Consider the following 14,016-nt stretch of genomic DNA (forward strand, 5'->3'; position numbering starts at 1 on the left):
TGGGCAGACGCCGCCAGGTCATGAGGCTCTCAACGATCGTCGTTCCCGGTTGTGTGTCAGGTGGCCGACGCTATTCCACGTGAATCTAACAATGTGCTGACGCAACGCGATACGATCCGCGCCGAGTCGCACGACTCGACATCTACTCGGAATGCCCGGTCCGCCCAAATGGTTGCGAGGTGCCCCATGTCTTATGTGTTTGTTTCTCCGGAGACGGTGTCGACCGTGGCGGCCAATGTGGCCGATATCGGGTCGACGATCAGGGCCGCCAGCGTGGCAGCGGCTGCTCCAACGACGGGTTTGGTGTCGGCGGCCGCCGACGAGGTGTCGGCGGCAATCACCCGGTTGTTCGCCCAGCACGCGCAGGGGTATCAGACGATGGCCGGCCAGGCCGTGGCATTTCATGAGGACTTCGTGCGGGCGTTGGGCATCGGGGCCGAGTCCTACGCCGCCGCCGAAGCGGTGAACACGCGGTGGGCGGCCGCAACCGACCCGATCCAGGCTTTGCTGTCTCGTCCCCTCATCGGCAACGGCGCCAACGCCACCACGCCGGGCGGTGATGGCGGCGACGGAGGGTGGTTGTTCGGCAACGGCGGCAACGGGGCAGCGGGCGCGGCAGGCCAAGCCGGTGGCCGCGGCGGATCGGCCGGCTTGTTGGGCAATGGGGGGATCGGCGGGGCCGGAGGAAGTGGCGCAGCTCGCGGCGGCAACGGCGGCAACGGCGGATGGTTGTTCGGCGCCGGTGGCGCTGGCGGTGCCGGCGGTGTGGGCGCCGCGGCCGGCGTCGGCGGCGTCGGAGGCACGGGCGGTAACGGCGGTTTCCTCGTCGGCTCCGGCGGACTCGGCGGCGTGGGGGGTCAGGGCGGAGCCGGTGGCGGCGCCGGCGGCCTCGGCGGAAACGGCGGCAACGCGGGATGGTTGGTCGGGGAGGGCGCGGCCGGTGGTGCAGGCGGCGTCGGCGGGACGGGCGCGGTGGGAGGCCCGGCCGGCAGCGGCGGCATTGGCGGTAACGGCGGCTCGGGCGGACTGTTCATGAGCGGCGGCGCCGGCGGCGCCGGTGGGCAGGGCGGCATCGGCGGAAATGGCGTGGCTTCGGTCGACCCGAACATTGTCGGCGGCACCGGCGGGGCGGGCGGTGCCGGCGGGGCGGGCGGGACCGGCGGCGCAGCACCGCTGTTGTTCGGTCAGAGCGGTGCCGGCGGCCTGGGCGGCCATGGCGGCGTCGGGGGGATGGGCGGAGGTGGCGCGGACAACGCCACCGGAGTCGGCGGCGCCGGCGGTGATGGCGGTGGCGGCGGGTCTGCCGGCCTAGGCGGGGCTGCCGGCGGCGCCACCTTCCTCAGCAAGCAGGGGCCGGCGGGTGCTGTCGGCGCCGGCGGCACCGGTGGCGGCGGCGGTCAGGGCGGGGCGGGGGGTGGCGGTGCTGCTGCCGTCGGCGCGGGCGCCAACGGCAACTCCGGCTTCGCCGGCGGCGCCGGCGGTCAGGGCGGTCAGGGCGGTTCCGCCGCTCCTGGCGGCCTGGCCGGCACGGGCGGCGTTGGCGGTAGCGGCGGCCTCGGTGGCAACGGGAGTGACGGCAACGACGCTGTCGGCAACGGTAACTCCGGCGGAAAAGGCGGCGACGGCGGTAGCGGCGGCGCGGCGGGCTTGGGCGGTGCGGCCGGCACCGGGACCGGCGGTAGCGCCGGCGCGGATGGCAACGCTGGTAACGGCGGTAACGGCGGTAGCGGCGGTAACGGCAGTGCGGGCCAGGACGCGGCCAATACCTTCAGCCCGAACACCGTTCCGGGCAACGGTTCCGCGGGCGGCGTGGGCGGTGACGGGGGCGCCGGCGGCACGGCTGGCGGCGTCGGCGGCACCGCCGGAACCGGTGGAAATGGTGGCGACGGCGGTGGCGGCGGCAAAGGCGGCAGTAACCTCGCTGCAGCTAACGCCATTTCGGTCAACGGCGGGGCTGGTGGGGCCGGCGGGGCCGGCGGCGCCGGAGGTGCTGCAGGCCTGGCCAACGGGGGTACGGCAGGCGCGCTGGGCACCGGCGGCACGGGCGGTGACGGCGGCAACGGCGGCAACGGTAGCAACGGCATCAGCGGCAGCAGTCAAGTCGGCAACAACGGCCTGCCCGGCGGGGACGGTGTGGCCGGCGGCGACGGTGGCAAGGGTGGCGCCGGTGGCGCCGCAGGCAACAACGGCGGGCTTGCCGGTGACGGCGGCAACGGCGGCAACGGGGGTAGTGGCGGCAGCGCCGGCAATGGCGGTGGCGGCGTTGCCGGCACCGGAGGCGCCCCGGCCGGCGGGGCCGGTGGTAACGGTGGCAAGGGCGCCAACGGTGGCGCGGGCGGCGCCGGGGGAGACGCCGGGGGCATCGGCGGTAACGGCGGTAACGGCGGTAACGGCGGCCTTGCCGGCGCCGGCGGCAAAGCCGGCAATGGCGGCCTCGCCGTTACGCCCGACGTCGGAGTCACCAGCGCCCCCAACGGCGGGGCCGGTGGCATCGGTGGTGACGGTGGCACTGGTGGGGCCGGTGGCGCCGGTGGCGCCGCCGGTGCGGGCGGCAAGGCCGGCACCGGCGGCAACGGCGGCAACGGAGCTGCTGCCGGCGCGGGCGGCAACGGCGGCATCGGCGTGACCGGCAACCTCACCGCGGCCCCTGGATCCGGTGGCGCCGGTGGTGCCGGCGGTAACGCCGGCAATGGTGGTCAAGGCGGCGCCGGCGGGAGCGGCGGGGCGGTTGCGACCGGTGGCAACGGCGGCAGCGGCGGCGTCGGCGGCAATGCCGCAGGCGGCGGCAACGGCGGGACGGGCGCGTTCGGTGGCGCCGGAAACGCCGCGGGCAGCGGTGGTGCCGGCGGCAATGCCGGCCTCGCCGGCAGCGGTGGAGCGGGCGGCGACGGCGGAACCGGTCTCGGTAGCAGCAACGGTGGCAGCGGCGGCAACGGCGGCAGCGGCGCCAATGGCGGCAATGGCGCCAACGGCACGAATGGCTCATCAATCTCCGGAAAGGCCTTTGCGGCCACCTTCAACGGCGGGGACGGCGGCAGCGGCGGCAAAGGCAGCGACGGCGGCGCTCCCGGTCTCGGCGGCGTGGCCGGCGGCGGCGGGACGAATGGCGCTACGGGCACCGGCGGGGACGGCGGTAACGGTGGAGTCGGCGGGAACGGCGGCAAGGGCACCAATGGGGTCAACACGCCGATCTCGACAACCGTGCCGCAGGCCGGGGTCGGCACCCTTGGCTCACCGGGTACCCCGAACGGCGGCGACGGCGGGCCCGGTAGCGCCGGCAGCCCCAGCACTCTGCCGGCCAATCAAGTCCAGCAGGGCGGCGTCGGAGGGGCCGGCGGTGCCGGCACCAACAACGCCAACGGCGGCACCGCGGTCGGCGGAAAGGGCGGCGACGGGGGTGCGGGCAGCATCCTGGGCGGACCCGGCGGCGACGGCGGTGCCGGTGGCGATGCCACCGCTAATGGCACCAACGGTCGGGCAGAAGGTGGAGCCGGCGGTGACGGCGGTGACGGCGGGCTGTCCGGTCCCGGCGGTGACGGCGGCCGCGGCGGCGACGCCACGGCATCAGCAGGGGGCGGGTTGGCGATCGGTGGTCGTGGCGGCGACGGGGGCACCGCCCCCAGCGGGCCTTCCGGTCTGGACGGCAACGGCTCCGGCGGCGGCGACGGTGGCAACGGCGGCACGGCCGATGGCCCCGCCGGTCAGGCCGGCACCGGTGGATTCGGTGGCAACGGTTCCAACGGCCAGGCCAACGCGGGCGCCGGTGGCAAGGGCGGCAACGGTGGCGCAGCCGGAGCCGGCGGCGCCAACGGCGGCAGCGGCGGCGACGGCGGCAACGCCGGCAGCGGCGGCGACGGCGGCACCGGCGCCGGGGGCGGCAAGGGTGGCAAGGGCGGTAGCGGTGGCGTCGGCCTCAGCGGCGCGGAGAACGGCAACGGCAACACCGGCGGCGCCGGCGGCAACGGTGTGACAGGTGGCCTCGGCGGCGATGGCGGAATCGGCGGCGCCGGTGGCGCGGCCGGCCTGGGTGGCGGCGGCACCGCAGGCGTCGGCGGCTCCGGCGGCGACGGCGGGGTCGGCGGCACCGGCGGTGGCGGTGGCGGTGGCGGCAACGGCGGTCTGGCCGGTGGCGCCGGTGCGATCGACGGGGCCGGTGGCTTCGGCGGTAACGGCGGCTTCGGCGGCGGTGGGGGCAGCGGCGGCGCCGGCGGGGCGTCGGGTAGCGGCAACGCCGGCGGCGGCGGTGCTCTCGGAGGCGCCGGCGTGGTCGGTGGCGACGGTCAATCAGGCATCGGCCCCGTCGGTGGCGGTGGCGGCGTCGGCGGCACGGGTGGTGGCGCCGGCAAGGGTGGGGCCGGCGGGACGGCCTAGGGACGGGCACGACCGACTCGACCGCGTCGCGCTAGGACGCCCGAAGCGGCCCCGCCATCAGTGGCGGGAGTCGGCTCGGGTGTCCTGCCGACGCGGAACCGGGGCGACTACCTCACGCGGTTCCGCACGTACCGATGACGTGGTTCCGCACGCCTGCCTCGACTTGTGCCGATGCCCAGCGATGCGCGTCAGGCGGCCACCATGGCGGGTTGCGGATTGGGCGCTGGGCGGTCGAAACGTCGGCCTTACAGACCGAATTCCTTTTCAAGCCCATCAATTCCGGCGCGGATCGCCTTGAGTGTGTCGGCGCGGGCCCGCAGTTTGGTCGCTGCGTGCGCAGACTGGTTCAGGCCGGCGAATTCGTGGGCGGCCTCCTCGGCACGGGCGACCACTCGATCCGGTAGTGCCATCTCGTCGATGAAGCCGGCGGCGAGCGCGGTTTCGCCGAAGAACGTCTTGGCCAGGCCGGTGGCCTGCTGGTAGGCCGACTGGGTCAGCCGGAGTTTCAAGACCTCCAGGGCCGCCCACGGAATGACCATGCCGATCGCGACCTCGTTGGCCTGAATGTTGTAGGCATGGGCCGCAATTCGATGATCACCCGAGCACAGCAGGAACGAACCCATTGCGATCGCGGGCCCGGTACAGGCGATCACCACCGGCTTGGGGTAGGACAGCAGCCGGTAGGACAGCTCGAACCCGCCGCGCAGCATGTCGATCGCGGGCTGCACCTCGCCCGAGGTCAGGATCTTCAAGTCGAATCCGCCGCTGAACACCCGCTGGTTCCCGGTGATCACCAGCGCACCGACGTTGTCGGCGTCGGCCTGGTCGAGTGCGTCGTTGAGGGCCTGCTGCATGGTCGGTCCCAACGCGTTGACCTTGCCGTCGTCCATTCGGATGACCCCGATGGTTTCGTCGTGGGTATAGACGACCGGACCGCTCATGGGTTACTCCTTCGCTACGGGCCTTCGATTGAATCAGATCGGGCCCGACGGCTTACACCCGCTGGCTGCGATGCTTACCCAGTTCGTTCTCTGCGTCGCCCCAGCGCAGACTCACGTCGGTGGGTTCCTCGAGTTGGCGGGTGCGCCATCTGTCCTGGGTTTCCTGCACGGCGCGGTTGATGCGGTCGATTTCGCTGCGGAACACCTCCGGGCGAGTTTCCTTGCTCGCGTAGTGGAAGTAGGTCAGCAGGTTGCGCAACAGCTCCAACTTCTGCTTCTCCCGTTTCGCCAGATCGTGCGTGGTCATCAGCTCGATGCGCTGAACAGGCGGCAAGGCATCCCAGTCCAGCACCACCTTGGTCTCCAGGGGCTGGCGAGCGCGCTGCCAGAACTTCCATCCGCGGGGCTGCTCAGGGCGGTCGTAGTAGGTGATTGTGCCCTCGAAGCGCGATTCGACGCCGTGCCCGATCTCGGCGCGGTCGAGTGCGGAGTCCCACACCATCCGCCACTCCTGTCCCGGAGCCAGTGTCGGGAGTTCCCGGGGCAATTGCAGCTCGACGACGTCGGCGTAGCCGTCGGAGGCATTCTCGTATTCGGCGACGGTCGGAGGATTGGGAAAGTTGAATTGGATGTCGTAGGCCGCGGTGCGACCAAAGTTGCGCACTACCAACTCGATGACGTGCCAGTCCGCGACGTGGGGCTCCATCAGCATGGCAACGTGTGGGCGGGTCTTCTCCGCGGCCAGCGCCCGGTTGCGTTGCAGCTGGCGCTGGGTGAAGATCAGCGCGCCGACGCCCAGCGCGATCGCCGCCCATGCCGCCAACGCCAACCAGGTGCTGGACTCGATGGAGTCGAAGCTTCTCAGGCTTTCGGGCCAGCTTTGCGGCCAGCTTCCTCGGACCCACCCCATGGATTCCACCCTCCGCTTGCTCCTCGGACCTGGAACTTAGCTGTACTGATGGTAAAGGGGCGTCCTGTGCACTGCTGAGCGGGCCATCGGGCGGGCACAACACGGCCGGCTGTGTTCGCCGGTACGTCAGCCACCCATCATCATTCGCCACTGGTCGATATTGGCCGGCCGGTACACGTAGTTGGAACGTGTGACTTCCGAGAGCGAGGCGCTTGGGTCGGCCGAGTACCAGTGGCCGGGAAACACCGTCGGGTCGCCGGGAAGCGCCGCGAGTTGCTGCAGGCTGCGGTACATCTCGTCGGAATCGCCCCCGGGAAGTCGGTGCGTCCGCAACCGTCGAGGAAGAGCGTGTCCCCGGCGACCAGCCGCCCGTCCAGCAGGAAACACTGGCTGCCCGGCGTGTGCCCGGGGGTGTGCAACAGCTCGATCTCGACGTCGCCGATGTTGATGCGGTCGCGGTGCTCGTGGGTGGTCAGGTCGCTCATCGGGATCCCGGTGATGCGGGACACCCACAGCGCCTCGTGAGTGTTCACATGAACCGGGACGCTCACCCGTTCCATCAATTCGGCCAGGCCCTTGAGCTCGAAGCCCATCATCGAGCCACCCACATGGTCCGGGTGGTGGTGGGTGACGAGTACGCCCGACAAGTGCATGTCGTCGGCCTCGAGCGCGTCGACCAGATCGCCGGCGGCGTAGGCCGGATCGACCACCATGGCGTCGCCGGTTTCGCGGTCACCGATGAGGTAGGCGAAATTGCGCATTTGGGCCGCAATCACGTCGTTGGCCGCGAAGTCGCGGCCGGAAAGTAACTGCCGGAAGTACAACCGTTCCGAATTCGACACGCCACCAGCCTATGGGGCGGGCGAAAAGGCGTTCAACCTGGCCTTTATACCTATTCCTACCTGCGCCGAGTCGCTAGTATCGGACCATGTTGAAGAGGATCGAAGTCCTACTTGACATGGACCTGGTCGACGAGATTATTCGCCGCTATCACGTGGCCGACCCGCGTGAAGCCGTCAATCTGGCCATGCGGACGATGCTCGACGAGGCAGACAACGCCGAGCCCGGCTCGCACGCTGAGGACTACGACGAGTTCAGTGATCTCAGCGCCTGGTCGTTGCATCGCAACAGCGATACCGGCTGACCGCGCAGCGACGGCTGGCGCAGGTGGTTTGGAGACGCTGTGCGCCAGGCTGTACCCTCTTTTTGGCCCGCGGCAGGTCGTCGCGGCGGGTGAACGGCCCCCTTAGCTCAGTCGGTAGAGCGTTTCCATGGTAAGGAAAAGGTCAACGGTTCGATTCCGTTAGGGGGCTCGGCGGACGCCGAGCAGGTGCGCGGCCCCAGAGGCGGTGTAGCTCAGTTGGTTAGAGCGAACGACTCATAATCGTTAGGTCGCCGGTTCGAGTCCGGCCATCGCTACAAGACACCACAGCACCACAACCGAATACTGAGACTTCGAGAGATTTGAGAGAGAACCGTCATGGCTTCCAGTACCGACGTGCGCCCCAAGGTCACTTTGGCGTGCGAGGTGTGCAAGCACCGCAACTACATCACCAAGAAAAACCGGCGCAACGACCCGGACCGTCTTGAGCTGAAGAAGTTCTGCCCCAACTGCGGTAAACACCAGGGCCACCGCGAAACGCGCTAGCCCCGCAGTCCAAGCCCAACTACAGAGAGTCGACTAGGTAGGTTCGAGAACTGTGGCCCTGTCCGAAAAGATCCTCGGGATGCATTATCGCTATCCCGACCACTACATTGTGGAACGGGAGAAGATCCGCGAGTACGCCACCGCCGTGCAGAATGACGATCCCGCTTTTTACGGTGAGGATGCGGCAGCCGAATTGGGATACGCGGGCCTGGCGGCCCCGTTGTGTTTCATCTCCGTATTCGGCTACAAGGCGCAGTACGCGTTCTTCGAGAACGCCAACATCGCGGTGACGGAGCAGCAGATCGTCCAGGTTGACCAGGTCTTGAAGTTCAAGAAGCCGATCGTCGCGGGCGACAAGCTCTACTGCGACGTTCATGTGGATGCGGTGCGTGAGGCGCACGGCACCCAGATCATCGTGACCAAGAACATCATCACCAACGATGCCGGTGAGATCGTCCAGGAGACGTACACGACCCTGGCGGGCCGTGCCGGCGACGACGGGGAAGTAGGATTTTCGGATGCCTCTGCGTGAGTTCAGTTCGGTGCAGGTGGGTGACCAGCTCCCGGAGCGGGTCTACCCATTGACCCGTCAAGATCTGGTCAATTACGCCGGGGTCTCGGGTGACTTGAACCCGATCCACTGGGACGACGAAATCGCCAAGATGGTCGGCCTGGACACCGCGATCGCGCACGGCATGCTGACGATGGGCATCGGCGGCGGCTACGTCACGTCGTGGGTCGGCGACCCCGGTGCGGTGACGGAGTACAACGTGCGCTTCACCGCGGTGGTCCCGGTGCCCAACGACGGCAAGGGCGCCGAGTTGGTGTTCAGCGGGCGGGTGAAGTCCGTCGACCCGGAGACCAAGTCGGTGACCATCGCGTTGACGGCGACCACCGGCGGCAAGAAGATCTTCGGCCGGGCTGTCGCCTCGGCGAAGCTGGCTTAGCGGATGGCCCTCAAAACAGATATTCGCGGCATGAGCTGGCGGTACCCCGATTACTTCGAGGTGGGCCGCGAGCAGGTCCGGCAATTCTCCCGGTCGATCAAGGCCGACGATCAGGCCTACTACGACGAGGCTGCGGCCACCGAGCTCGGCTACGACCGGATCGTCGCCCCGCTGACCTTCGTGACGATCCTGGCGAAACTCATCCAGGACGATTTCTTCCGCAATGTCGACGTCGGCTTCGAAACTATGCAGATCGTGCAGGTCGACCAGAAGTTCGTCTACCATGCGCCGATTCACGTCGGCGACAAGCTGTACGGCAGCCTGCGCATCGAATCGGTGAACGAGCGGTTCGGCGCCGACATCGTCATGACGAAGAACTTCTGTCACAACCAGGATGGCGTGTTGGTCTTGGAGGCTTTCACGACCTTGATGGGCCACGAAGGCGACAACTCGATTCAGCTCAGGTGGGACAAGGAATCGGGCCAGGTCGTCCGAACCGGGTAATTAGTATCTGGCTCGCGCGTCCATGTACACTCGGGCCTCGGGGTTTTCCCATTACAAGCGCGCTGTCCGTCGGTTCGCGACTGCCGAACGGGGGGCGCGCGAGTCATGTAAGCCCCGGAAATAGGGGCGTAGCTCAACTGGCAGAGCAGCGGTCTCCAAAACCGCAGGTTGCAGGTTCAAGTCCTGTCGCCCCTGCTGAAGGTCGTCCGGCGACGATGCAGGCCGGGGCGGCCTGAAAAGGAGGCGGACCGTATGACTCGCGTGCCATGGTGGACACTGGGAAGTGTGGCCACGCTGAGCGGTACGGCTCGCGAAACAGCTAGCGAACGAAGGAGCGCGCGGTGAGCGACGAAGGCGACGTTGCCGACGACGCCGCAGGCGACGGCGGTGCCGTGGTGACCAAGGCGGTGGCCCGGCCACAGCGACCCACGGGAAAGCGCTCCCGGGTGCGTGCGGTGGAGGCCGAGGACGGCGACGACTCGACCGACGTCGAGGCAGCCGAGAAGAACACGGCCAAGAAGAGCGCGTCCAAGTCCTCGAAGTCTTCGGAGTCATCGAAGGCCAAGTCGACGCAGAAAGACAAGCCGAAGAAGCCGAAGAAGGCCGGTTCGTCCGGCTCGATCAACCCCTTTGCGTTCGTCTACAACTACCTCAAGCAGGTTGTAGCCGAGATGCGGAAGGTGATCTGGCCCAACCGCAAGCAGATGCTCACCTACACGTCGGTGGTGCTGGTTTTCCTGGCCTTCATGGTGGCGCTGGTAGGCGGCGCCGACTTGGGTCTGAGCAAGCTCGTGCTGTTGGTGTTCGGCTGAGACTTGAGAGCGATAGAGAGGACTGAGAACCGTGACGACGTTCGACGGTGATACGTCCGCAGGTGAAGCGGTCGACGTGGACGAGGCTGACGCCCCGCAGGACGCGGCGGCTCCGGCCGAAGATATCGACCCTGCCGCCGCGCTCAAAGCGGAACTGCGCAGCAAGCCCGGTGACTGGTATGTCATTCACTCGTATGCGGGCTACGAGAACAAGGTGAAAGCCAATCTCGAGACCCGCGTGCAGAACCTCGACGTCGGCGACTACATCTTCCAGGTGGAGGTCCCCACCGAAGAGGTCACCGAGATCAAGAACGGCCAGCGCAAGCAGGTCAATCGCAAGGTGTTGCCCGGCTACATCCTGGTGCGCATGGACTTGACCGACGACTCGTGGGCTGCGGTGCGCAACACGCCGGGCGTGACCGGCTTCGTCGGCGCGACGTCGCGTCCGTCGTCGCTCTCGCTCGACGACGTGGTGAAGTTCCTGCTGCCGCCAGGTGCGGCCAAGAAGGCCACCAAGGGGGCGGCCAGTACGGCCGCCGCGGCCGAGACCGGTGGTCTGGAACGTCCCGTTCTCGAGGTCGACTACGAGGTCGGCGAATCGGTGACGGTCATGGACGGGCCGTTCGCGACGCTGCCGGCCACGATCAACGAGGTCAATGCCGAGCAGCAGAAGCTCAAGGTGCTGGTCTCGATCTTCGGCCGTGAGACACCGGTCGAGCTGACCTTCAGCCAGGTGTCCAAGATCTAGCCCTGCAGGGCACCCCCAAGCTTTGCAAAACCAGGAAGGAATGTAGGACAAACTCATGGCCCCGAAGAAGAAGAAAGTCACCGGGCTGATCAAGCTGCAGATCGTTGCCGGACAGGCCAACCCCGCGCCACCCGTCGGCCCGGCGCTCGGTCAGCACGGCGTCAACATCATGGAGTTCTGCAAGGCGTACAACGCTGCCACCGAGAGTCAGCGTGGTCAGGTGATCCCGGTGGAGATCACCGTCTACGAGGACCGCAGCTTCACTTTCGCGCTCAAGACGCCGCCGGCCGCCAAGCTGTTGCTCAAGGCCGCCGGTGTGCCCAAGGGTTCGGCGGAGCCGCACAAGACGAAGGTTGCCAAGGTGACCTGGGACCAGGTGCGTGAGATCGCCGAGACCAAGAAGACCGACCTCAACGCCAACGACATCGACGCGGCCGCCAAGATCATCGCCGGCACCGCCCGCTCGATGGGCATCACGGTCGAATAGCCCGACCCCGAACGCGTGGGAGGGCCAGCTCCGGCCCGTCAACCACGAACCCAACACCAGATTGGATTGAGAAATGAGCAAGACCAGCAAGGCATACCGCGCTGCCGCCGAGAAGGTGGACCGCAGCAACCTCTACACCCCGTTGCAGGCCGCGCGGCTCGCCAAGGAGACGTCGTCGACAAAGCAGGACGCGACCGTCGAGGTGGCGATCAGGCTCGGCGTCGACCCGCGCAAGGCCGACCAGATGGTGCGCGGCACGGTCAACCTCCCGCACGGTACCGGTAAGACCGCCCGAGTCGCCGTCTTCGCCGTCGGCGAGAAGGCCGACGCTGCCGTCGCCGCCGGAGCCGATGTGGTGGGCAGCGACGACCTGATCGAGAAGATCCAGGGGGGCTTCCTGGATTTCGACGCCGCGATCGCGACGCCCGATCAGATGGCCAAGGTCGGGCGGATCGCTCGGGTGCTCGGTCCGCGAGGCCTGATGCCGAACCCCAAGACCGGCACCGTCACTCCAGATGTTGCCAAGGCCGTCGCCGACATCAAGGGCGGCAAGATCAACTTCCGGGTGGACAAGCAGGCCAACCTGCACTTCGTGATCGGCAAGGCGTCGTTCGACGAGAAGAAGCTCGCCGAAAACTACGGGGCCGCGCTGGACGAGGTGCTGCGGCACAAGCCGTCGTCGTCCAAAGGCCGCTACCTGAAGAAGGTGACCGTGTCCACGACGACCGGCCCCGGTATCCCGGTTGACCCGTCGATCACACGCAACTTCACCGCCGAAGCGGAGTAGGCGGCGCGTTCGGCGCGTGTGCGGCCTTCCCGCGAGCAGCTATCTGGGGGGCTGCGCCCCGCGGTGGAGGATGAAAATTAGTGCGGCGCGTTCGGCCTGGTGAGGTGGTTGCGCAGCGAGTCGGGCGGGTCGACCCTTGAGGGGTGTTTCGGTTGACCCCGTTGCGTCTGTGTTGCTCTGAGCACGCCGAGCAGCTTGGGGCTGGAGAGCACCCCTGTGTTGGTTGCGGGGGCGGTGGATTGTTGCCTGTGAGCACGCGAGAGAGACTCCTGTTTTGTTTTCGCTCTCCCCGAAACACCCTTGATAGCACGTGTTTTGGAGGTGAGTAATCATGGAAGTCGTTTATGCGCGGTGCGCGGCCCTCGACGTTTCCAAGAAGGACGCCAAGGCATGTATCCGTGTTCAGGGGCAGGGCCGACGGGCGACGTCGACGACGGTGACCACGTGGGGCTCGATGACCAACGAGATCCTGGCGTTGCGCGAGCATCTGGTGGCCGAGCACGTTGAGTGTGTGGTGATCGAGTCCACCTCGGACTACTGGAAACCGTTTTACTACCTGCTCGAAGAGCAGTTGAACGTGACCCTGGTCAACGCCAAAGCGGCACGCAACGTCCCCGGCCGCAAGACCGATGTCTCCGACGCGGCGTGGCTGGCCGATCTGGGAGCCCATGGGCTGTTGCGCGCATCGTTCGTGCCGCCACCGCCGATTCGGGTGTTGCGCGACCTGACCCGGGCGCGCACCGTGATTACCCGCGAGCGCACCAAAGAGATCCAGCGGCTCGAAAAGCTACTGGAAGACACTGGGATCAAACTCTCCGCGGTGGCCTCAGAGATCATCGGCGTCTCGGGGCGGGCGATGCTCGAAGCGCTGTGTGCCGGCCAGCGCGATCCGGCGACGCTCGCCGATCTAGCCAAAGGGACCCTGCGCAAGAAGATCCCGCAGCTCACCGACGCGCTGCGTGGGCGATTCACCGACCATCACGCGTTTATGGTGCGGTTATACCTTGACCGCCTCGATGCCCACGACGCCGACCTCGCCCGTCTTGATGAGCGCATCGAGGAGGTGATCGAACCTTTTTGCGCGACCCGGGAACTGCTGATGAGTATCCCGGGGTGGTCTGAGCTGGTCGCCACTGTGTTCATCGCCGAAACCGGCGGCGATATGAGCGTGTTTCCCACCGCCGGGCATTTGGCGTCCTGGGCCGGGGTGGTGCCGGGCTGTAACGAATCCGCGGGCCGGGTCAAATCGGCGTCCATCCTGCCCGGTAACCGTCACCTCAAAGCCGCACTTGGTGTTGCGGCCCTGTCGGCGGCCCGCAGCAACGACACCTACTACAGCGTCCGCTACCGACGTATCGCCGGCACTCACCGACCCCTACCCAAGCGCCATAACCAGAACAAACCCAAGCGCCGCTCATCAACCGGCCAGATCGCTTTGGTTGCCCTCGAACACAAGATGCTCACCGACGCCTACAACATGCTGATCAATGGCGCCTTCTACCAGGATCCAGGACCCGACTACTACACCCGGCACAACCCTGGGCAGACCAAAGCCAAAGCAATCAAGCAACTGGAGAATCTTGGCTACAACGTCATTCTCGAACCGCTCACCGGAGCTGCCTAACACCGGCACCCCAATCACGCACCAACTTTGGGTCACCACATTTTCGAGAGAGACACAAAAGCACCCCGGAGCGAATGTTGCGGGGTGCTTTTGTGTCTGCTCGGCAGGGAAACTGGAACCCGTTGGCCACGACATCAGGCGGCGCGTGGGTGATCGGCAAGGCGACATCGGCATTCGTCGTTTCTTCCCGTAGCGAGCGGAAGCCCTGCGCTCGACTCGCTACCTGCCCTCAAACGG

The 14,016-nt window shown here is 67.6% G+C and carries 13 protein-coding genes, 3 tRNA genes and 1 pseudogene; 14 read left to right on the top strand and 3 right to left on the bottom strand.

Annotation, left to right across the window (positions count from 1 at the left end):
* Positions 1 to 186: 186 nt before the first annotated feature.
* Positions 187 to 4,371 carry a PE family protein gene (locus JX552_RS05270; RefSeq protein WP_205876407.1) on the top strand — a complete coding sequence of 1,395 codons (4,185 nt, stop codon included), beginning with the start codon at positions 187 to 189 and terminating at the stop codon, positions 4,369 to 4,371.
* 245 nt (positions 4,372 to 4,616) lie between these two features.
* Here JX552_RS05270 and JX552_RS05275 read toward each other — a convergent pair whose 3' ends face one another.
* The 3 genes and pseudogenes from JX552_RS05275 to JX552_RS05285 form a co-directional block, all read right to left on the bottom strand.
* Entirely contained in the window at positions 4,617 to 5,312 is a 696-nt protein-coding gene (locus JX552_RS05275) for a crotonase/enoyl-CoA hydratase family protein (RefSeq protein ID WP_205876408.1), read from the bottom strand.
* A gap of 52 nt (positions 5,313 to 5,364) precedes the next feature.
* Complete coding sequence (locus tag JX552_RS05280; protein WP_241010886.1) at positions 5,365 to 6,222, bottom strand: DUF8453 domain-containing protein; 858 nt, start codon at positions 6,220 to 6,222, stop codon at positions 5,365 to 5,367.
* Between the two features lie 126 nt (positions 6,223 to 6,348).
* A pseudogene (locus JX552_RS05285) lies at positions 6,349 to 7,064 on the bottom strand (MBL fold metallo-hydrolase).
* 86 nt (positions 7,065 to 7,150) lie between these two features.
* On the opposite strand from JX552_RS05285, the gene JX552_RS05290 reads away from it, so the two are divergent.
* The 13 genes from JX552_RS05290 (at position 7,151) to JX552_RS05350 (ending at position 13,779) form a co-directional block, all read left to right on the top strand.
* Complete coding sequence (locus JX552_RS05290) at positions 7,151 to 7,366, top strand: type II toxin-antitoxin system VapB family antitoxin (RefSeq protein WP_205876409.1); 216 nt, start codon at positions 7,151 to 7,153, stop codon at positions 7,364 to 7,366.
* A 96-nt stretch (positions 7,367 to 7,462) separates the two neighbouring features.
* Positions 7,463 to 7,535: transfer RNA gene (locus tag JX552_RS05295), tRNA-Thr, on the top strand.
* Between the two features lie 32 nt (positions 7,536 to 7,567).
* Positions 7,568 to 7,641, top strand: a tRNA-Met gene (locus JX552_RS05300).
* Positions 7,642 to 7,702: 61 nt separating this feature from the next.
* Entirely contained in the window at positions 7,703 to 7,870 is a 168-nt protein-coding gene (rpmG, locus tag JX552_RS05305) for a 50S ribosomal protein L33 (RefSeq protein WP_205876410.1), read from the top strand.
* A 52-nt stretch (positions 7,871 to 7,922) separates the two neighbouring features.
* Complete coding sequence (gene hadA, locus JX552_RS05310) at positions 7,923 to 8,402, top strand: (3R)-hydroxyacyl-ACP dehydratase subunit HadA (protein ID WP_205876411.1); 480 nt, start codon at positions 7,923 to 7,925, stop codon at positions 8,400 to 8,402.
* A complete protein-coding gene (gene hadB, locus JX552_RS05315) occupies positions 8,389 to 8,817 on the top strand; it encodes a (3R)-hydroxyacyl-ACP dehydratase subunit HadB (protein ID WP_065044485.1) in 429 nt (142 codons plus the stop codon). The genes hadA and hadB overlap by 14 nt, the downstream gene beginning before the upstream one ends.
* 3 nt (positions 8,818 to 8,820) lie before the next feature.
* A complete protein-coding gene (gene hadC, locus JX552_RS05320) occupies positions 8,821 to 9,321 on the top strand; it encodes a (3R)-hydroxyacyl-ACP dehydratase subunit HadC (RefSeq protein ID WP_205876412.1) in 501 nt (166 codons plus the stop codon).
* Between the two features lie 122 nt (positions 9,322 to 9,443).
* Positions 9,444 to 9,516 (top strand) — tRNA-Trp (locus JX552_RS05325).
* Between the two features lie 146 nt (positions 9,517 to 9,662).
* Positions 9,663 to 10,133 (top strand): preprotein translocase subunit SecE, encoded by a 471-nt coding sequence (secE, locus tag JX552_RS05330; protein WP_205876413.1) that lies wholly within the window; start codon positions 9,663 to 9,665, stop codon positions 10,131 to 10,133.
* Positions 10,134 to 10,164: 31 nt separating this feature from the next.
* Positions 10,165 to 10,881, top strand: a complete 717-nt coding sequence (nusG, locus tag JX552_RS05335; protein WP_205876414.1) for a transcription termination/antitermination protein NusG — start codon at positions 10,165 to 10,167, stop codon at positions 10,879 to 10,881.
* Positions 10,882 to 10,936: 55 nt separating this feature from the next.
* Positions 10,937 to 11,368 (top strand): 50S ribosomal protein L11, encoded by a 432-nt coding sequence (gene rplK / locus JX552_RS05340; protein WP_055578840.1) that lies wholly within the window; start codon positions 10,937 to 10,939, stop codon positions 11,366 to 11,368.
* 73 nt (positions 11,369 to 11,441) lie between these two features.
* Positions 11,442 to 12,155 carry a 50S ribosomal protein L1 gene (rplA, locus tag JX552_RS05345; protein ID WP_205876415.1) on the top strand — a complete coding sequence of 238 codons (714 nt, stop codon included), beginning with the start codon at positions 11,442 to 11,444 and terminating at the stop codon, positions 12,153 to 12,155.
* Positions 12,156 to 12,486: 331 nt separating this feature from the next.
* Entirely contained in the window at positions 12,487 to 13,779 is a 1,293-nt protein-coding gene (locus JX552_RS05350; protein WP_205876309.1) for an IS110 family RNA-guided transposase, read from the top strand.
* Positions 13,780 to 14,016: the final 237 nt, after the last annotated feature.

It is taken from the genome of Mycobacterium gordonae, from assembly GCF_017086405.1.
GTDB lineage: Bacteria > Actinomycetota > Actinomycetes > Mycobacteriales > Mycobacteriaceae > Mycobacterium > Mycobacterium gordonae_D.